Origin of the sequence: Meiothermus sp. Pnk-1 (assembly GCF_003226535.1) — a bacterium.
GTDB lineage: Bacteria > Deinococcota > Deinococci > Deinococcales > Thermaceae > Allomeiothermus.
Window position 1 is genome coordinate 87,405 of record NZ_QKOB01000010.1, and the last position, 17,169, is coordinate 104,573.

The window sequence follows — 17,169 nt, forward strand, 5'->3', positions numbered from 1 at the left end:
TTCATGCTGGGTATGCGGTGAGAGGGCGCGGCCAAAAACAGCCATAGGGGCACCCGTCAGGATGCCCCTCGACCACGCGGAGGGTTAGGCTCGGGCCTGATCGCGGGTTTGTACGGTCGTGGAGCGGCCGATGCTCTTTTCGGTATCCACGTCAAAAGCGTGGATGCGGCCAGTGTCGGCCAGCAGCTCTACGGTGTCGCCGGGGCGCACCGGAGCGTGCCCGTCCACCTTGGCGGTGATCACCGTGCCGTCCACGTCCACGTGGATTTCGCTGTCCGCGCCCAAGGGCTCAACCACCTCGACAGTACCCTTGATGACGTTTTCGGCTTCGGGAATTGCCGTCCACCCTTTGAGCCCCAGGTGCTCGGGGCGGACGCCCAGCCATACTTCTTTGCCGCTGTAGGCTTTGAGTGGAGCGGCCAGGTTGGGGTTGGCCCGTACCCGGAAGCCCGATCCGCTGAGGTAGACGGCGTCTGCGCTTCCCTCGACCTTAGCCCGGATGAAGTTCATCGAGGGAGAGCCGATGAAGCCGGCCACGAATTTGTTGGCGGGGAAGTCGTAGAGGTTCAACGGGGTATCCACCTGCATGATCTCACCGTCGCGCATCACCACGATGCGGTGGCCCAGGGTCATGGCCTCTACCTGGTCGTGGGTTACGTAGATGGTGGTGACCCCTAGGCGGCGGGTGAGCTTGGCGATCTCGGCGCGCATCTCTACCCGCAGCTTGGCATCGAGGTTGGACAGCGGCTCGTCCATCAAAAACACCTTGGGCTCACGCACGATGGCCCGACCCATCGCCACGCGTTGGCGTTGACCGCCCGAGAGTTCGCGCGGCTTGCGCTGCAAGAGATGCTCGATCTTGAGAATGCGGGCGGCCTCCTTGACCCGCTGGTCGATCTCGCTCTTGGGCACTTTGCGCAGCCGCAGCCCAAAAGCCATGTTGTCATAGACGTTCATGTGCGGGTAGAGGGCGTAGTTCTGAAAGACCATGGCGATGTCGCGGTCCTTGGGGGGGACGTCGTTGACCAGCCGGTCGCCGATGTAAACCTTGCCGTCGGAAATCTCCTCGAGCCCGGCGATCATGCGCAGCGTAGTGGTCTTGCCGCAGCCCGAGGGGCCTACAAACACCACGAACTCGCCGTCTTCGGTCTCGAGGTTGAAATCCTTGACAGCCGTCACCTTGCTGCCGTAGCGCTTATATACGTGCTCCAGTCGGATTTTTGCCATGTCGAACTCCTTAGGTCCCACGCTTTGAGTTGGCTTGGCGCCCTCATCGGGGACGGTGTACCTTGGTCTGTCCAAACTCAGCGCACAATGCTGGGCTTTTACAGGCAACTCCAAACCAGAAAGGTACGCCCTAAGTTTAAGGGGCAGGCAAAGGTCTACGCAATACTGCCCGCGCCGACTGAATTGTGGCCTGTGTGACATATGCTTTTCGAGCCAACCGGACATACTCTCGTTAGGCAAAGCCATAAAGCCAAGCCCTCTCGCATTTCCGGCTCGAGCTATTGGTCATAGGGTAGGGGAGGTATAGCGATGCTACAGGGTTTTAGGGATTTTATCTTGCGGGGTAACGTGGTGGACCTGGCGGTAGCGGTGGTCATTGGGACGGCGTTTGGGGTGGTGGTAGACTCGATGGTCAAGGATGTCATCACCCCCATCATCGGTCTGGTCGGAGGGCAGCCAGACTTCTCCAACCTGCGGCTGTTCGCGGATGCCAAGGGGCAGGGGGGAATAGCCTACGGCAGCTTCCTAAACGCCATCATCAGCTTCCTCATCAAAGCTGCGGTGGTGTACTTCGTGATCGTTGTCCCAATGAAGCATGTGATGGAGCGGCTGAACCGGCCCCAAGCCCCCGAAGCGCCAGCAGCCCCTCCGGAGGAGATCGTACTGCTGCGGGAGATCCGCGATGCGCTCAGGGCTCAGCCGCGCTAGAGGCAAGCCCGCGGGTTTAGGGCGCCGTTGGTGTAGGGTCTCGCTCAGCCCATGTTCTCGATGAGGGCCTGTCCAAACTCGCTGCACTTGAGCAAGGTAGCGGAGCGGCCCTCCGCCAACATCAGCCGGTGGAAGTCGTAGGTGACGCGGCCCTGGGCGATGGTCCGGGTCATGGCGTTGATGATCAGATCGGCGGCTTCGGTCCAGCCCAGGTAGCGCAGCATCATCTCGCCGGAGAGGATCACCGAGGAGGGGTTGACCTGATCCTTGCCCGCGTACTTGGGCGCGGTGCCGTGGGTGGCCTCGAAGACGGCGTGGCCGGTCTTGTAGTTGACGTTGGAGCCGGGCGCGATGCCGATGCCGCCCACCTGAGCCGCGAGGGCGTCGGAGATGTAATCGCCGTTGAGGTTGAGGGTCGCGATCACCGAGTACTCGGCGGGGCGCAGCAGGATCTGCTGCAGGAAGTTATCGGCGATCATGTCCTTGACCACGATATCCTTGCCGGTCTTGGGGTTTTTGAAGGTGAGCCAGGGGCCGCCGTCGAGTTCGGTCGCGCCGTACTTGGCCTTGGCGAAGGCGTAGCCCCAGTCGCGGAAGGCGCCCTCGGTGAACTTCATGATGTTGCCCTTGTGCACCAAGGTCACGCTGGGGAGATCGTTCTGCACGGCGTAGTCCAGGGCAGCTTCCACCAGGCGCTGGGTGCCTTCCTCGGAGACCGGTTTGATGCCGATGCCGGCGGTGTTGGGGAAGCGGATTTTGCCGTAGGCTTTGGGGAATTCGCGCTGGAACCACTCGAGGAACTTTTTGACCTCGGGGCTGTCTTTGGCGAACTCGATACCCGCGTAGATGTCCTCGGTGTTCTCGCGGAAGATCACCATGTTGACCAGCTCGGGGTGGCGCACCGGGCTGGGCACCCCCTCGAACCACTGCACCGGGCGCACGCAGGCGTAGAGGTCGAGTTCCTGGCGCAGGGCCACGTTGATGCTGCGGATGCCTCCTCCGACCGGGGTGGTGAGGGGGCCCTTGATGGCCACGCGGTACTCGCGGATGAAGTCCAGGGTTTCCTCGGGAAGCCAGACCACCTCTCCATACACCGCATTGGCTTTCTCTCCGGCGTAGATCTCGGCCCAGGCGATTTTCCTCTTGCCGCCGTAGGCCTTTTCTACCGCCGCGTCCAGTACCGGCTGGGAGGCTCGCCAGATATCCGGGCCGGTGCCATCGCCTTCGATGAAGCCGATGATGGGATGGTCGGGCACTTGAAGCTGGCCACCTTGGAGGGTGAGCTTCTCGCCGTCGGGAACTTGGATGTGCTTGTAGGCCATGACTTGTCTCCTTCTCAGCAAACGCTGCTTGTTCCCAAATCATAAAGCGTATCGGGCGCCTTGATAGCAATGAGCCTCGTAGCTCCGGGGCGGTGGGCTCAGCCGGTCTGCGCGGTGGGCTGTACACCGTTTTCGGTGGCCAGGTATCCGACCCGGACATCCCAAGGGTCTCGAGGCAAACGCTCCACGATCAGCGCCGCAGGTACGAACCCCACGGTCAGAACGGAGGAGGGTAGGGCTCCTAAAAAACGGTCGTAGTAGCCCTTTCCGTAACCTAGCCGGTAACCCGCTCGATCGAAGCACAGCCCCGGTACAACCACCGCCTCGAGCACTTCCGGGCTCGCTGTGGGAGCTTGCTCTTCCGGCTCGAGGAATCCGTAGGGGTGTCGCACCAGCGGGCAAGGGAGGGGGTGGAGGCTGAGGCGGTAGCCTTGGATGCGGGGCAGGTAGTAGGTAGCCGGATAGACCTCAGGGAGCCTACCGGGATCGGGTTCGTGGCCAAAGGCGCTATAGATGAGGATGTGCCGGAGGGCTCGAGCCCGTAGAAACTCCGCTAGCTGCTGGACCATCTGCTGTGAGAGTTCGTTTATCGGCAGCTTGCTGCGGGTAGCTTTGGCCCAATTCCGAAAAAAAGGTTTGGTCATCTCCTCCACCCTAAGCGCTGGAGGGGTTTGGCTCAATCGGCAATGTGACGCATTGACACTTTGAGTCTCCGAGTGTCAATATACTTGATGTATGGGCCATTGGCCCCGCTGACCAAACAAGCTTGTGGAGGTAAACCGTGCCGGTGTACGTTTACTTGGGTTTAGAGTCGGGGAACTACTACGAGTTTCGGCAAGGCTTTCACGACGAGCCGCTGAGCAGGCACCCCGAGAACGGCGAACCGTTGAAGCGGGTGATCCAAGCTCCGGCGATTGCCTTCAAGGGTTCGGGTTGGTACGTTACCGACAGCAGGCCTAAGGAAAGCAAAAGCAGCGAATCGCACGACTAAAGCCCGGCCCGGAAAACCATCCGGTTCCAGCGCCGTACGGGCGCTGATTTCTTTTCTGCTAAATATACACTGGACTTCATAGCGCGCGCTGACGCCTATGGCAGGAGGTAGGGGATGGGTATACTGACGGGTTTAGGGGTTCTGATGGCGATCTTTGGGATCGCGTTGCTCGCGCGGCCAGGACGACGGGCGTTGGGGGGGCCTTTGGTGATTGTCGGCTTGGTGCTGGCAACGCTATCGCAAAGCTTCGTGGTCATCCCGGCCGGGAACGTGGGGGTGGTGTTCAATGTGCTGCGAGGGGTTCAACCTCAGCCCCTGGGTGAGGGGACCCACGTTGTGCTGCCTTTTATCCAAGAGGTCATCGTCTACGATGCCCGCCTACAGGAAGTGACCCTGGCGGCGCCCGTACCCGGAAGCCGCGAGCCCGGTCCCAGCGAGGAGGCCATCACCGCCCGCAGCAAGGAAGGCCTCGAGATCGGGGTGGACGTGACCGTGCAGTACCGGGTCAAACGTGACGAGGCCCCCCTTTTGCACCGGGAACTGGGGCCTCGTTTTCTCGACACCTTGATCATTCCGCAGATTCGCAGCAAAGTGCGAGACGCGGTGGGGCAGTTCAATGCCGCTGACCTTATCAGTACCCAGCGTACCCAGCTCGAGCGGGCCGTTACCCAAGGTCTGGGGGAAGAGCTAAAGAAGGGGCATATCGAGCTGGTAGGGGTGCTGTTGCGCCGCATTGATATCCCCCAATCGGTGGCTAAGGTTATCGAGGAGAAACAAACCGCTGAACAACAGGTGCAGGTGGCGGAGAACCGCCGCCGCCAGGCCGAGATTGACGCCCAGCGCCTGGTGGCCCAGGCTCGAGGCGAGCGCGACGCGGCAATCCTCAAGGCCGAAGGCGAGGCCAAAGCCATCGAACTGCGGGGCCGGGCGCTCAAGGCTTCCCCTGAGGTGATCCAGCTGACCGTGGCGGAAAAGCTGGCCCCTAACGTGCAGACCATTATGGTTCCCAGTACCGGCAACTTCCTGCTCGACTTGCGGAACGTGCCGAGCGGCCAGCAGCGCGCTCCGTGAACGGTTGGGGGTCGGCCGAAAAGAGAGCTAATGCCCAAAATTTGGTTTGAGGGCGTAGCCTGGGTAAGATTGCCCTCAAGGAGGAAGTACGATGAACAACCAGATCAGAAGGTGGGTTGTCGGAGCCATTGGGCTGCTGGGACTGGCCTGGGCCCAGAACGTCACCATCACCTACTGGCAGTACGACTTCAAAAGCAAGGTAGAAGCCGTAGACGAGCTCATTAAGCGCTTCCAGGCGGCCAACCCGGGTATCAAGGTGATACATCAGACCTTCCCCTACGACGCCTACCAGCAGAAAGTGGCTTCGGCGGTTCCTGCTGGGCAAGGCCCGGATGTGGTGAACCTCTATTACGGTTGGGTGCCGACTTGGGTCAAGGCGGGGTATTTGCAACCCCTGCCCGATAGTCTGGCCAAGGCCGTGGACAGCGACTTTATCTCAATGGTTCAGGCGGCCAAGGTAAACGGCAAACTCTACGGGGTACCTACCGCGGTACGTTCGTTGGCCCTGTTTTATAACAAGGACCTCTTCAAGGCGGCGGGGATCAGCGCCCCACCCAAGACCTGGTCGGAGTTTCTCGAGGACGGCAAGAAGCTTACCGTTAAGCAGGGAGATCGCTACGTTCAGATCGGCTACGGCATCGCTCCCGACGGCCAGGACCACCACTTGGTGCGGGAGGTGTTGCTGCGGCAGTTAGGCGGGCGGCCCTACTCCGATGACGTCAAGAAGGTCACTTACAACACCCCCGAGGGGGTCAAAGCCCTCACCCTGTATACTGACTGGGTCAAGCAGGCGGGGATCGGGGTGCCCAACTTCTTCCCGGGCAACAACGGCTACCGCGATGGCTTTATCGCCGGGAAGATCGGGATGATCATTGACGGTTCCTTTGCTATTGGCACCATCAGCAGCGGGGCCAGGTTCAACTGGGGGGTGGCTGAACTCCCCACCGAGCGCCCCGGAGCCCGCAAGGCCAACTTTGGCTCGTTCTGGCTGCACGGGTTAACCCCCCAGGCCACCGGCGAGAAACGCGAGGCGGCGATCAAGTTCTTGCAGTTCCTCACCTCCGAGGAAACCCAGCGCTACTGGCTCGAGAAGGTGGGCGAACTTCCGGCGCGCAAGTCGCTCATCAAAGATCCCAAGCTCTCCTTGAACCCCGTTTACGGCCCCTTTGTGCTCTCGCTGGCCTACGCCAAGGCCACCCCTTTTGTAGATGAAGCCGCTCAGCGCAAAGTGATGGTGGACGCCATCAATCGGGTCCTGCTGCAAAACGTCAACCCCGCCGATTCGCTCAAGCAGGCCGCCGCGGAAGAGCAAAAGGTGCTGGACGAATTCTGGAAGTAGAACCCCTGCCAGAGCGCCCCTTTTGGGTTTGATGCTATGCGCCTATCCCTCGCCCGCCGCGAGGCCCTCTGGGCCTTCGCCTTCTTGCTGCTTCCGCTGGCTTTCTTCTTGTTGGTCCGCCTCTGGCCCGCGTTCCAGGCTTTGTGGTTGTCGCTGTATGAGTGGAACGCGGACCCGGCCAAGCGCGCGTTCGTGGGGCTCGAGCATTACCAGCAGATGCTGGGCGACAAGCTGTTGCGCAAAGCGTTGCTCAACACGTTGCTCTATACCTTGGTCGGAGTCCCCGCCCAGCTCGTACTGGGGTTGGGGGTAGCGCTGCTCCTCAATGCGGTGGAGCGCTTTCGCGACCTGTTTCGAGCGATCTATTTTGCCCCCTACATCACCCCCGCGGTGGCGGTAGCTTGGGTGTTTAGCTGGATGCTCTCGCCCAATTTCGGCATCGTCAACGAGGTGTTGCGGCTGCTGGGGTTGCCCGCTCAACCCTTTTTGCAAAGCCCCGGGCAAGCCCTCCTCACCGTAACGGCGGTGGTCGTCTGGCAGAACTTGGGCTTTCAAGGGGTGCTCTTTCTGGCGGGGTTGCAGAACATTCCCCGCGAATACTACGAAGCCGCGCGCATTGACGGGGCGGGTAGCTGGGCCTTATTCCGCCACATCACCTTGCCCTTGCTGAACCCGGTGATAGTCTTCTCGGCAGTGATCGGTACCATCGGCTTCTTGCAGCTTTTCACCCAGGTGGTGAACCTCAACTTCACCGATCAGGGTGGCCCGCTAAGCTCTACGCTGGCGCTGGCCCTCTACATCTACCAGCAGGCCTTCAGCCGCTTTGAGCTAGGCTACGCGGCAGCCATTACCGTGCTGCTTTTCGTGATCATTCTGCTGATCACGTTGGTGCAGTTGCGGTTGCTTTCGAGGCGGGTGGAATACTGATATGCCTACCCGAGACCTTCTGCTACGGGCATACCTAAACTCCTCTGTTGGACGTGCTTCCCTGGTTGCCGCGGGGCTCCAACGGAAAAAACGGAGCGAGTGGCCGTTTGGCGTAAGACCCACGACGCACCCCGAGGAACGTGCATGAAACGCTGGCCCACCCTCCTTGCCTACGCCGTGCTCCTCCTGGGTAGCTTGGCGATGGCCTTTCCCTTTGTGTGGATGCTCTTTACCTCGCTCAAGCCCTTCCAGGAGATCTTCAGTCTTTGGCTTTTACCTCAGCACCCTACCCTCGACAACTACCGCCAGGTCCTCCTCCAAACCCAGTTCCCTCGCTGGTTCTTCAATAGCCTGGTGGTAGCGGTTATCACCACGCTCTCGGTCTTGTTCTTCGACTCCTTGGTAGGGTACACGCTGGCTAAACTGCGCTTCCCCGGCAAGGGGGTCATCTTCGTGCTGATCCTCTCGACCCTCATGATTCCCACCGAGATGCTCGTCATCCCCTGGTACGTGATGAGCGCGGAGAACGGCTGGGTCAACACCTACTGGGGGCTTTTGTTTCCCGGATTGATGAGCGCTTTTGGGGTGTTCTTGCTGCGGCAGTTTTTCCAAACCCTGCCCAGTGACCTCCTCGACGCTGGGCGCATCGACGGCCTAAGCGAGTTCGGGGTGTTCTGGCGGGTAGCCTTTCCTTTGGTTCGGCCCGCCCTGGCCGCGCTGGGAATCTTCACCTTTTTAGGCAACTGGAATTCCTTTTTGTGGCCCTTGGTGATCGTACAGACCGCCGAGATGCGCACCTTGCCGGTGGGGGTAGCCCTTTTCTCCGGCGAGGCAGGAACCGCTTGGAACTTGATCATGGCGGCCAGCAGCCTGGCCGTGTTGCCGGTGCTGTTGGTCTTTCTCTTTTTCCAGCGCCAGATCATCGAGGGGGTGGTGTTGACCGGGGTCAAGGGGTGAGCTTGTGTCTTCCTCCTCGAACCGAGTACCCTACCGCTATGTCCCGCTGGCACGCCGTTTACCGCCGTTGGGTGCTGGGCCGCCACTACCGTTTCGCCCGGGAGCACCTGGTTCCCTATTTCTTCGACGCGCTCACCGCTTATTCGCTGGGGCTTGCGGCCATCGGGGTGCCGCGCGCTGCCGAAGCGGCCAAGGCGCTCGCCGAGCTACGCAAGCATCCCTTGCCGAGCTTTAACGGCCTGGTGGAGGACGTCTTTTTCGCCATTGACCAGCAGCTCACCGAGCACTGGGGGCTCGAGGTCGCGGGGACGCTGCGCCGGGGCCTCTCCCGCAACGACCTTGACCTGACCGTCTTCCGGGCATTCGCCCGGGATCGGGCTTTGCTGGTGCTGGGCGACCTGCTGGCCCTGCGGCGGAGGATGCTGCTCTTGGCCGACGAGCACCGCGAAACTTTGATGGTGGCCTACACCCACCACCGCCCGGCCCAGCCCACCACCTTGGGCCACTACCTTTTGGGGTTAGAGAACCTCCTCTCGCGCGACACCCGGCGGCTATGGGCGGCCATCCAGACCACCAACGCCTCGCCGCTGGGGGCGAGTTCGCTGGCGGGAAGCCCCTACCGGGTAGACCGAGAGGCGATGGCCCGGCTGTTGGGCTTTGGCAAGGTGGTGGAGAACACCTACGACGCGGTAGCCGCAGGGGACTGGGCCCTCGAGCTGGCCCAGGCTCTGGCTGCTTTGGGGGCGAGCCTCTCCCGCATGGCCCGTGACTTGCTGTTTTGGGCCGAGCGCGAAGCCTTTGTAGTGGGGGAGCGGGTGGCGCAGGGCTCGTCCATCATGCCGCAAAAGCACAACCCGGTGATCCTCGAGCACGTGCGGGCCCTGGTGGCTGAACTCCTGGGAGGGCCCCAGATCCTCCTGGCCCTCAACCACAACACCGCCTATGGCGACCTCAACGACCACAGCACCGGCGTGCTGGAGCCCCTCGAGCGCCTATTCCATCTCGCCCAGGGGGCGCTCGAGCTCTCGCGGGTGGCGCTCGAGGAGAGCCGCTTTGTTCCTGAGCGGATAGCAGAGGGGTTGGCGGACAGGAGCGTGGTGGCCTCAGAGTTGGTGGATGTGCTGGTCGCGGAGGGGTATCTGCCCCTAGGTGAAGCCTATGCCCGGGTCAAGAGGATGCTCGCGGGTTTGGCCGGAGAGGGGCGTACCCTGGACCAGCTGGGCGAAGCTGACCTAGCGGCCTATTTGGGCTTTGGCGACCCGGATTTGCTGGCGGCGCTCGAGCCCCGCCGCTTTGTCGAGCGGCGCCGGGTTCAGGGCGGGGCTGCCCCCGGGGCCCAGATCGCCCACCAGCGCCAGGCTCGAGGGCGCCTCACCCAAGATCGCCGCACCTACAACGCCCTGCGGCTAGCGATCCGCCAGGCCCGCCGGTTGCTGAGCGAGCCGGAAGCGGTGCTTACAGCCGGCAAGATGGCTCTTTAGGGGCAACACCGGCGTAGGGGAATAATCCGCCGCGTCCTAGTACGTCCTACGTCATACGTCGAACGAAGGGAATCTACCCCCAGGTGTACCGGCCCTGCCGGTCCCGACAGGGAATCTACCCCAGGTGTACGGGCACCGCCCGTCCCGAAGGGAATCTACCCCCGCGTTTAGCGTCCCTGCCGGTCCCGACAGGGAATCTACCCCAGGTGTACGGGCACCGCCCGTCCCGAAGGGAATCTACCCCCGCGTTTAGCGTAAGACGTACGACGTAAGCCGCGTTTAGCGTTTTGCGTACGACGTACGACGTATGACCTAAGTCGCGTTTAGCGTCTGGCGTTTTGCGTATTGCGTACGACGTACAGCGTACGACATCAGTAAAACCCAATGTCCCACCAATCAACTTACCAGCGCACTAGCGGTTTGAGGGTACGAGTTCGATCTCGAATAGCCTGGGCCAGAGCTTGCCGGTGACGAATAGCCGGTCGGTAGCGGGGTCGTAGGCGATCCCGTTGAGCACGTCGGCACCGGGGTTAAGCAGCACCAGGTTGGTGAGGTCCACCACCCCCTCGACCCGACCGTTTTGGGGGTCGATGATCACGATCTGGGGGGTCTGCCAGACGTTGGCGTAGATCTTGCCCTTCACGTACTCGAGCTCGTTGAGCATCGGGAGGGGTTGCCCGTTCAGGGTGACGAGGAGGGTGCGCTCGACCTTGAGGGTTTTGGGGTCGAGAAAATATAGCTTGGCGCTTCCGTCGCTCAGGATGAGCTGTTTGCCGTCGTGGGTGAGCCCCCAGCCCTCGGTGGTGTAGTTCCAGGTGCGTTGTAGCGCAAACGTTTGGGGGTCGTAGATGAAGCCTACCTGGTTCTTCCAGGTGAGCTGGTAGAGGTGCCCATCCAGTAAGGTGATGCCCTCGCCAAAATACTGTGGCCCCAAAGCTTTGCGCTGCACCACCTTGCCGCTTTGCAGCTCGACTTTGCGCAGCTCGGATCGCCCCTCGAGCCCAGTCCCTTCGTACAGGAAGCCGTCGTGGAAGATCAGCCCTTGGGTGAAGGCTTGAGGGTCGTGGGGGAAGGTGTGGACCACCCGGAAGGTGTAGGTTTGCACGGCTTTAGGGGAGCTCTGCTGGCCACAGGCTAGGCTCAGCAGCACCAGCAGGAGGGCTAGAGCGCGCATGTGCTTACGATACGGCCTCTGCATGGCTCAAGCATAGCGTTTGAGCAGCAGGCTGAGGTGGTTTCTGAGTTCAGCCTGGACAGCCTGGGGGTTTTGGGTTGCATCGAGCACGACGAAGCGCTGGGGCTCGGCCCTGGCTAGCTCGAGGTAGCCGGCCCGCACCCGCCGGTGGAACCCCAGGGGCTCGCGCTCGAGGCGGTCCCGCCCTTGGAAGCGGGATAGCCCTACCTCGGGGGGCAGGTCCAGCAGGAAGGTCTTGTGCGGCGTGAGTCCCCCGGTGGCCCCCTGGCCCACCGCCCGGAGCCAGCCCAGATCCAGCCCCCGCCCGTAGCCCTGGTAGGCCAAGGAAGAGTCCAGGTAGCGGTCGCACAGGACGATCCTTCCCGCTTCCAGTGCCGGGGCGATGACCTGACGCACATGCTCGGCCCGGTCCGCCGAGTAAAGCAAGTACTCCGCCTCTGGCGACATCGCTTCGGATAGCAGCAGCAGCCGCCGCACTTCCGGTCCCAGCCAGCCCCCGTCACCGGGTTCACGGGTAAGCACTACCTCGCAGCCTTGAGCCTCGAGCCAAGGGGCGAGCATCCCCGCTTGGGTGGATTTCCCCGCCCCTTCGGGGCCTTCAAAGGTGATGAACAATCCTGGCATTTTCCCTCATCGATAGGCGTTACAGGCCGGTAGGGTGCTCGATAAAAACCCAAGGCAGGCCGAACTCTTGTTCGATCCGCTCCGCCAGAGCCTTCACGCCGAAGGTCTCGGTATCGTAGTGCCCGGCGTAGATGGCGTTCATGCCGCGCTCGAAAGTCTCGTGAAAGTTCTGGTGCTTGGGCTCCCCGGTGATGAGCAGCTCCGCCCCCCGGGAGTGAGCCGCGCCGATGAGGTCGGACCCGCTCCCCGAGACCACCGCCACCCGGCTTACCTCGCTGGGACCCCCCTGGTGGATCAGGCACTGGTTGGCGATGAGGTTGCCAAACTCGTCCGGCGTGGCGGTGATCCGGCCCATCTCGCTGGCTAGATCGGCGATGGACCGTGCCTGCGGCAGCCGCCCGATATACCCCACCTCGAAGGGTTCGAGATCCACTAGCCCCAGCTTTTGAGCGATCACCGCATTGTTGCCCACCTCGGGATGGACATCGAGGGGCAGATGCGAGGCGTAAAGGTTGATGCCACCCCTAAAGAGGGCCTCGAGCCGCCGTTTGTGGATCCCCACCACCGGACGTTGCCCCCCCCAGAACAACCCATGGTGAACGATCAGAAAGTCCACCCCTAGCGCTATGGCCTTGCTGATGGTGGCCTGGGCCGCATCTACGGCGGCTCCGATTTTGGTTACCTGCTCTTTTCCCTCTACCTGGAGCCCATTGAGCGAGGGGTCGCGGTAGAGGGCGCTGATCTCCCGGGTACGCAGCAGCTCATCCAGCCATGCTACGAGGACGTCGCGGTGCATGAGGGTAGTCTACCGTCAAACGCCGTGCGAATTTAGGCTCAGTGCTATAGCCCTAGGGCCTTCCGCGCCTCTTCCACTTCATTCCAAGGTAGAACCTCATGGCCGCGCTCGAGCGTCCTTTCGTGTCCCTTGCCCGCCAAGAGGAGGGTGTCCCCCGGTTCGGCGTGTGCGATGGCCCAGCGGATGGCCTCGCGCCGGTCGGGAATGAGGGCGTACCGCCCCCCTACCGCCTTGGCGGCCTCGGCCATCGTTTGTAGGATGGCCTCGAGGTTCTCCGAGCGGTGGTCCTCCTCGGTGAAGACCGCGAAATCGGCGAGTTCCCCCGCCGCCTGCCCGATCCCTGTGCGGCGCTCGGCCCCGCGTTCCCCAGCGGCCCCTACCACGATCACCAGCCGCCCCCGGGTGGTGGGGCGCAGGGTCTCGAGGGCCGCCCGCACGCTGGAGGCGGTGTGGGCGAAGTCCACGATGACCCGAAAAGGTGTAGCCTGTACGATCTGCATTCGCCCCGGAACCCCGGGGAAGAACTCGAGCCCGGCCTGCAACTCAGGGATCTTCACCTCCAGCCTGGCGGCAGCGGCCATCGCGGCCAGGGCGTTCAGGGCGTTGAACTTACCGATCATGGGTAGGCTCACCTTGAACACGCCCAGGGGGGATCTGACCCGAAAATGTAGCCCCGCTGCAGTCTCGAGCAGATCCTCGGCCTGCCAGTCGCCGCCCGTGCCGTAGCTCCAGTGCGCCAGGCCGGGAAGCTGGGGATAGTAGGGATCCTCGCGATTTAGGACGCCAAACCGCGAGCGCCGCAGCAGGGTCTGCTTGGCGGCGAAGTAGCGCTCCATGCTGCCGTGGAAGTCCAGGTGGTCGGGGGAGAGGTTGGTCCAAACCCCCACCTCGTACCCGAGGCCGCGCACCCGCTCCAGCACCAAGGCGTGGCTGCTGACCTCGAGCACCGCCCGCTTGCAGCCCGCCGCTACGAACCGGGCCAGCATCTCCTGCACCTGAGGGGCTTCCGGGGTAGTGAAGTGGCCGCGCAGGAAGAGTTCCTCCTCGCCGATCCTCACCCCCACCGTGGAGATCCTTCCCGCCGGAGGGGAGGCGAACTGGAGCAGGTGGTGGGTGAGTACGGTGACGGTGGTCTTGCCCTTGGTGCCGGTGACGCCGACCAACTGTAGCTTCTTTGCCGGATACTCCCAAAAAGCTGCCGAGAGGTCGGCCAGGGCTTGGCGGGCATCGGCGACCTTGAGGTAGGGGACGGGCAGCTTTAGGTCCTGGGTCCCCACGATGCCCACCGCGCCTCGCGCGATGGCCTCGGGGATAAAGTCATGACCGTTCAGGGGAGGACGGTTGGCCGATGGGAGGCCCTCGATGGCGACGAAGACAAAACCTGGCTCGACGAGCCTCGAGTCGTGGGTGACCCCGCTCACCGGGGTTGTGGGGTAGCCGGGGCCGAAGAGGACATCCAGGTATGGCACAGGGGATATCATAGGGCACCGCACAACGCAAGACGCGGTGGATCGGGTTGCAGCCCGGTTCGCAGTTGCGTGTCGGCAGCGGTAATATGGTATTTGTTCATGCGAGCCCCCCTCCCTGCGAACGAAGAAGCCCGGTTGGCCAAGCTGCGCGAGTATCGGATCCTCGATACCCTGCCCGAGCAGGCTTACGACGACATCACCTATCTGGCTTCCCGGATCTGTAACACCCCAATCTCCCTCATTACCCTGGTAGACCGCGACCGTCAATGGTTCAAATCGCGGGTGGGGCTAGAGCTGAGCGAGACCCCACGCGATTTCTCCTTTTGCGCCCACGCCATTTTGCAAAGCGGGGTGATGATCGTGCCCGATGCCCTGCAAGACCCCCGCTTTGCCGATAACCCGCTGGTCACCGGCGAACCCCACATTCGCTTTTATGCCGGGGCGCCGCTCCTCACCTCGAGCGGGGAGGCGCTGGGTACGGTGTGCGTGATCGACTCCCGGCCTCGCCAGATAGGGGACGAGGAACAAAAAGCCCTGGCTGCCCTCGCGCGCCAAGTGACAGCGCAGCTGGAGTTGCGCCGGGAGATCAGGGACCGCCAGCGTTACCAGGAACTCCTGGAGGAGGCCAACGCCCGGCTCAAGCACCTCGCCGAGCGCGACGAACTGACGGGCCTGTACAACCGGCGGGTGCTGATGGCCCGCTTCAGGGAGGAGTTTCACCGCGCACTGCGCTACGGACAGCCCCTCTCGCTGTTGATGATCGATGTAGATGGGTTCAAAGAGTACAACGACACCTACGGTCACCCCGCCGGGGACGAGGTGCTCAAACAGGTGGCGCGCAGGATCCAGTCGAGGCTACGGGCAGGGGATCTGCTCGCCCGCTACGGGGGGGAGGAGTTTGCGCTGCTGCTTCCTAACACCCCGTCCCAGGGAGCGATGGCTCTGGCTGAACGGCTGCGGCAGGAGGTGGAGCAGGCCTCCTGGCCCTCGCGTCCCGTTACCATCAGCGTAGGGGTGGCCACCCAGAGCGCTGCCGCAGAGGAACCCCACACCCTGCTCGCTGCCGCGGACGAGGCGCTGTACCAGGCCAAGCGGTTGGGGAAGAACCGCGTGGTCCAGGCTCAGCTATAGCGCGGGGTTCTCCCGTCCGAGGTCAGGAGCGGGCCGTAGAGATCCGGGCGGCGGTCGCGGAAAAATCCAAAGCCGGCACGAAACCGCCGGGCTTTCTCGAAGTCCATCTCGGCGTAGAGGATACCCTCCTCGAGGCTGCCGAACTCCGCCACCTTGCTGCCGGTGTAGTCGCAGAGAAAAGATCGCCCGTAGTATGTCTGTTGTCTGCCCTCGATCTCCTCGGTGCCGATCCGGTTGGCCGCTCCCACGTAGACCGAGTTGCAGACTGCATGGCCGATCATGGCCCGCTGCCACATCTCGCGGGTGTCGATCCCTCCGGCTTCCTCTGGCTCTGAACCGATGGCGGTGGGGTAGAGGAGGAGATCGGCCCCCAGCAAGGCCATGATGCGGGCCGCCTCGGGATACCACTGATCCCAGCAGATGCCCACTCCGACCGTGCCGTACCGGGTATTCCAGACCTTGAAGCCGGTCTCGCCGGGGTTGAAATAGTACTTTTCCTCGTAGCCGGGGCCGTCGGGGATGTGGCTTTTGCGGTAGACGCCAAGAAACGCGCCGCCCGCGTCGAACATGGCCAGGCTGTTGTAATGGGCTTGCCCGCTTCGCTCGAAAAAACTAATGGGCAGGACGACATTCAGCTCTTGGGCGAGCGCTTGGAAGCGAGGCAGGAACGGATGGCCCTCCACAGGATGGGCCAAGCTGAAGAACTCCTCCCGCTCGAGCTGGCAGAAGTACAGGCTCTCGAAGAGTTCCGGCAACAAAATGATCTGGGCACCCTTTTCGGCGGCCTCCCGGATGAAGCGCTCGGCCTGCTCGAGGTTGGCCTCGAGCGCTTGGCGCATGCGCATTTGCACGACAGCGAGTTTTGGCATTTAATCCCCTTTCCAGATCCTGCCCGCGGGCTGCTGCTGGGTCACGCAGTGGAAGCTTCCCCCGCCGGTGATAAGGGCGCGGCTCCTGAGCCCGATGACCTCTCTACCGGGGAACAAGGGGCCCAAGATGGAGAGGGCTAGCGCATCGTTGGGGTCGTCGTACTGCGGCACCACCACGAAACCGTTGCCGATGTAGAAGTTGGCATAGGTGGGTGGCAGGCGGTTGCCCAGCAGCTCGAGCCGCTGTTGCGGCAAAGGCAATTCTACGACCTCGAAGGGGTTGCCCTCGAGGTCGGTAAAGCCTTTCAGCCGGGCGAGGTTGGCCTTTAAGGTGGCGTGGTTGGGGTCGGAGGCCCTCGGTTCTACGCAAGCGACGATGGTGGTGGGCTTGACAAAGCGGGCGATGGTGTCGATGTGCCCATCGGTGTGGTCGCCCTCGAGCCCGCCCTCCAGCCACAGCACCTTCGCAAAGCCCAGGTAGTCGCGCAGATACCCCTCGATCTGCCCTTCGTTCAGGTGAGGGTTACGCTCGGGATGGAGCAGGCACTGCCGGGTGGTGAGTACCACCCCACCCCCGTTGGTTTCGAGGCTTCCCCCTTCCATCACCACCGGTACGTCCCAGTGGGCGGCCCCCAGGTGTTGGGCTACGTACTCGGGGGCTTCGTTATCCAACCGCCATTCGTACTTATTCCCCCAGGCGTTGAACTTCCAGTTAACCAAAGACACCTCTTGGCCGCGCCGCACGAAGATAGGGCCGTTATCGCGGAACCACACGTCATCGAGGGGAAGGCGGTGGCAGGTGAGATTGCCCGCGCCAATGCGCTTGCGGGCGTCCTCTTCGGCCTCCTCGTCGCGCACCAGGAGGTGTACCGGTTCGAAGCGGGCGATGGTCTGTACCAGTTCGGCAAACTCCTGACGAACAGGCTCGAGGTAGCCCGCCCACAACTCCTCGTCGAAAGGCCAGCTGGTCCAGGTCGCGGCGTGAGGTTCCCACTCAGCGGGCATGCAAAAGCCGAGTTCACGGGGGGTAGGGGTACGTAAGTGCTGCACAACCTGTCAGTT

17 protein-coding genes are annotated in these 17,169 nt (G+C 62.6%); 8 read left to right on the plus strand and 9 right to left on the minus strand.

The window, feature by feature from the left end; genetic code table 11:
• Window positions 1-84 precede the first annotated feature (84 nt).
• Complete coding sequence (locus DNA98_RS13185; RefSeq protein ID WP_110531540.1) at window positions 85-1,227, minus strand: ABC transporter ATP-binding protein; 1,143 nt, start codon at window positions 1,225-1,227, stop codon at window positions 85-87.
• A gap of 309 nt (window positions 1,228-1,536) precedes the next feature.
• On the opposite strand from DNA98_RS13185, the gene mscL reads away from it, so the two are divergent.
• Entirely contained in the window at window positions 1,537-1,935 is a 399-nt protein-coding gene (mscL, locus tag DNA98_RS13190; RefSeq protein ID WP_110531474.1) for a large conductance mechanosensitive channel protein MscL, read from the plus strand.
• 44 nt (window positions 1,936-1,979) lie between these two features.
• Here the strand turns inward: mscL and icd are convergent, their stop codons facing one another.
• Together icd and DNA98_RS13200 are read right to left on the minus strand one after the other, a co-directional pair.
• Window positions 1,980-3,257 carry an NADP-dependent isocitrate dehydrogenase gene (gene icd, locus DNA98_RS13195; protein ID WP_110531476.1) on the minus strand — a complete coding sequence of 426 codons (1,278 nt, stop codon included), beginning with the start codon at window positions 3,255-3,257 and terminating at the stop codon, window positions 1,980-1,982.
• Between the two features lie 98 nt (window positions 3,258-3,355).
• A complete protein-coding gene (locus DNA98_RS13200) occupies window positions 3,356-3,901 on the minus strand; it encodes a 5-formyltetrahydrofolate cyclo-ligase (protein WP_110531478.1) in 546 nt (181 codons plus the stop codon).
• A gap of 137 nt (window positions 3,902-4,038) precedes the next feature.
• Here DNA98_RS13200 and DNA98_RS13205 point away from each other — a divergent pair, with 137 nt between their 5' ends.
• The 6 genes from DNA98_RS13205 to DNA98_RS13230 all read left to right on the plus strand — a co-directional run bounded on the left by DNA98_RS13205 (window position 4,039) and on the right by DNA98_RS13230 (window position 10,023).
• A complete protein-coding gene (locus DNA98_RS13205) occupies window positions 4,039-4,248 on the plus strand; it encodes an FmdB family transcriptional regulator (protein WP_110531480.1) in 210 nt (69 codons plus the stop codon).
• Between the two features lie 114 nt (window positions 4,249-4,362).
• A complete protein-coding gene (locus DNA98_RS13210; protein ID WP_174720006.1) occupies window positions 4,363-5,319 on the plus strand; it encodes a prohibitin family protein in 957 nt (318 codons plus the stop codon).
• A gap of 91 nt (window positions 5,320-5,410) precedes the next feature.
• Window positions 5,411-6,658, plus strand: coding sequence for an extracellular solute-binding protein (locus DNA98_RS13215; protein ID WP_174720007.1), 1,248 nt, complete (start codon window positions 5,411-5,413; stop codon window positions 6,656-6,658).
• 36 nt (window positions 6,659-6,694) lie between these two features.
• Window positions 6,695-7,585, plus strand: coding sequence for a carbohydrate ABC transporter permease (locus DNA98_RS13220; protein ID WP_110531481.1), 891 nt, complete (start codon window positions 6,695-6,697; stop codon window positions 7,583-7,585).
• A gap of 144 nt (window positions 7,586-7,729) precedes the next feature.
• Window positions 7,730-8,542 carry a carbohydrate ABC transporter permease gene (locus DNA98_RS13225; protein WP_110531484.1) on the plus strand — a complete coding sequence of 271 codons (813 nt, stop codon included), beginning with the start codon at window positions 7,730-7,732 and terminating at the stop codon, window positions 8,540-8,542.
• Window positions 8,543-8,580: 38 nt separating this feature from the next.
• Window positions 8,581-10,023 (plus strand): lyase family protein, encoded by a 1,443-nt coding sequence (locus tag DNA98_RS13230; RefSeq protein WP_110531486.1) that lies wholly within the window; start codon window positions 8,581-8,583, stop codon window positions 10,021-10,023.
• Window positions 10,024-10,435: 412 nt separating this feature from the next.
• On the opposite strand, the gene DNA98_RS13235 is transcribed toward DNA98_RS13230, so the two are convergent.
• From DNA98_RS13235 to DNA98_RS13250, 4 genes are read right to left on the minus strand one after another with little or no spacing between them, the layout of a single operon-like run.
• Window positions 10,436-11,221 (minus strand): glutaminyl-peptide cyclotransferase, encoded by a 786-nt coding sequence (locus tag DNA98_RS13235; RefSeq protein WP_233493209.1) that lies wholly within the window; start codon window positions 11,219-11,221, stop codon window positions 10,436-10,438.
• 3 nt (window positions 11,222-11,224) lie between these two features.
• On the minus strand, window positions 11,225-11,842 hold the full coding sequence (gene tmk / locus DNA98_RS13240; protein WP_110531490.1) for a dTMP kinase: 618 nt from the start codon (window positions 11,840-11,842) through the stop codon (window positions 11,225-11,227).
• A gap of 19 nt (window positions 11,843-11,861) precedes the next feature.
• A complete protein-coding gene (locus DNA98_RS13245; RefSeq protein WP_110531492.1) occupies window positions 11,862-12,638 on the minus strand; it encodes a Nif3-like dinuclear metal center hexameric protein in 777 nt (258 codons plus the stop codon).
• A 44-nt stretch (window positions 12,639-12,682) separates the two neighbouring features.
• Window positions 12,683-14,119 (minus strand): UDP-N-acetylmuramoyl-L-alanyl-D-glutamate--2,6-diaminopimelate ligase, encoded by a 1,437-nt coding sequence (locus tag DNA98_RS13250; protein ID WP_165363959.1) that lies wholly within the window; start codon window positions 14,117-14,119, stop codon window positions 12,683-12,685.
• Window positions 14,120-14,206: 87 nt separating this feature from the next.
• Between DNA98_RS13250 and DNA98_RS13255 the strand changes: the two genes are divergently transcribed.
• Window positions 14,207-15,238, plus strand: a complete 1,032-nt coding sequence (locus DNA98_RS13255; protein WP_110531496.1) for a sensor domain-containing diguanylate cyclase — start codon at window positions 14,207-14,209, stop codon at window positions 15,236-15,238.
• On the opposite strand, the gene aguB is transcribed toward DNA98_RS13255, so the two are convergent.
• Window positions 15,229-16,107, minus strand: coding sequence for an N-carbamoylputrescine amidase (gene aguB, locus DNA98_RS13260; protein ID WP_110531497.1), 879 nt, complete (start codon window positions 16,105-16,107; stop codon window positions 15,229-15,231). The two genes, DNA98_RS13255 and aguB, sit on opposite strands and share 10 nt — an antisense overlap.
• On the minus strand, window positions 16,108-17,157 hold the full coding sequence (locus DNA98_RS13265) for an agmatine/peptidylarginine deiminase (RefSeq protein WP_233493210.1): 1,050 nt from the start codon (window positions 17,155-17,157) through the stop codon (window positions 16,108-16,110).
• Window positions 17,158-17,169: the final 12 nt, after the last annotated feature.

Bases quoted from the DNA above. Each gene is read 5' to 3' on its own strand.
- DNA98_RS13230 (WP_110531486.1), top strand. From the start codon at position 8,581: ATGTCCCGCTGGCACGCCGTTTACCGCCGTTGGGTGCTGGGCCGCCAC.
- DNA98_RS13250 (WP_165363959.1), bottom strand. From the start codon at position 14,119: ATGATATCCCCTGTGCCATACCTGGATGTCCTCTTCGGCCCCGGCTAC.
- DNA98_RS13215 (WP_174720007.1), top strand. From the start codon at position 5,411: ATGAACAACCAGATCAGAAGGTGGGTTGTCGGAGCCATTGGGCTGCTG.
- DNA98_RS13225 (WP_110531484.1), top strand. From the start codon at position 7,730: ATGAAACGCTGGCCCACCCTCCTTGCCTACGCCGTGCTCCTCCTGGGT.
- tmk (WP_110531490.1), bottom strand. From the start codon at position 11,842: ATGCCAGGATTGTTCATCACCTTTGAAGGCCCCGAAGGGGCGGGGAAA.
- DNA98_RS13235 (WP_233493209.1), bottom strand. From the start codon at position 11,221: ATGCAGAGGCCGTATCGTAAGCACATGCGCGCTCTAGCCCTCCTGCTG.
- DNA98_RS13220 (WP_110531481.1), top strand. From the start codon at position 6,695: ATGCGCCTATCCCTCGCCCGCCGCGAGGCCCTCTGGGCCTTCGCCTTC.
- DNA98_RS13255 (WP_110531496.1), top strand. From the start codon at position 14,207: ATGCGAGCCCCCCTCCCTGCGAACGAAGAAGCCCGGTTGGCCAAGCTG.
- icd (WP_110531476.1), bottom strand. From the start codon at position 3,257: ATGGCCTACAAGCACATCCAAGTTCCCGACGGCGAGAAGCTCACCCTC.
- DNA98_RS13210 (WP_174720006.1), top strand. From the start codon at position 4,363: ATGGGTATACTGACGGGTTTAGGGGTTCTGATGGCGATCTTTGGGATC.
- DNA98_RS13245 (WP_110531492.1), bottom strand. From the start codon at position 12,638: ATGCACCGCGACGTCCTCGTAGCATGGCTGGATGAGCTGCTGCGTACC.
- DNA98_RS13200 (WP_110531478.1), bottom strand. From the start codon at position 3,901: ATGACCAAACCTTTTTTTCGGAATTGGGCCAAAGCTACCCGCAGCAAG.
- DNA98_RS13185 (WP_110531540.1), bottom strand. From the start codon at position 1,227: ATGGCAAAAATCCGACTGGAGCACGTATATAAGCGCTACGGCAGCAAG.
- aguB (WP_110531497.1), bottom strand. From the start codon at position 16,107: ATGCCAAAACTCGCTGTCGTGCAAATGCGCATGCGCCAAGCGCTCGAG.
- mscL (WP_110531474.1), top strand. From the start codon at position 1,537: ATGCTACAGGGTTTTAGGGATTTTATCTTGCGGGGTAACGTGGTGGAC.